This window comes from Vibrio sp. 10N.222.49.C9 (assembly GCF_041474985.1).
Classification (GTDB): Bacteria; Pseudomonadota; Gammaproteobacteria; order Enterobacterales; family Vibrionaceae; genus Vibrio; species Vibrio crassostreae_C.
On record NZ_JBFRVD010000295.1, the window covers coordinates 1 to 376 of the forward strand.

Annotated in this window: 1 protein-coding gene; it reads right to left on the minus strand. The window is 43.6% G+C overall.

The features are described 5' to 3' along the window. Positions 1–50: 50 nt before the first annotated feature. Positions 51–376: lipocalin family protein (locus tag AB4585_RS23210; protein ID WP_372171142.1), on the minus strand; the 326-nt coding region annotated here is incomplete at its 5' end.

Below are 376 nucleotides of genomic sequence, written 5' to 3' on the forward strand. Positions count from 1 at the left end.
GAGATGATTGAAACCTTACACGGTTTCTTGCGCGATAACCCAGAACAGTACTAATCCACAGTCTGTTCGACCCAGATTAGTTCGCTAGTATCAAAGCCAAGCTCTTTTGCTTGGCTTTTAAATTTCTGCTTTATGCCATCACTGATTTGCGGTGTTCTCGAGAGTAGCCAAAGGTAGGAATGATTAGGCCCTGAAACAAAGGCATAATCATAGTTCTGCTTTTCTAGTTCAAACACGATGTAGGAGCCGTAAAAAGGCCCAAAGAAGGAAACCTTCAAGTATCCCAAGTCTTCAGACTCAACAAAATAGGCCTTACCCTCAGCACTGTTCCACTCTTTGTCTTCCGTGGAATAGCCACTGTTAAGCACCTTAACGC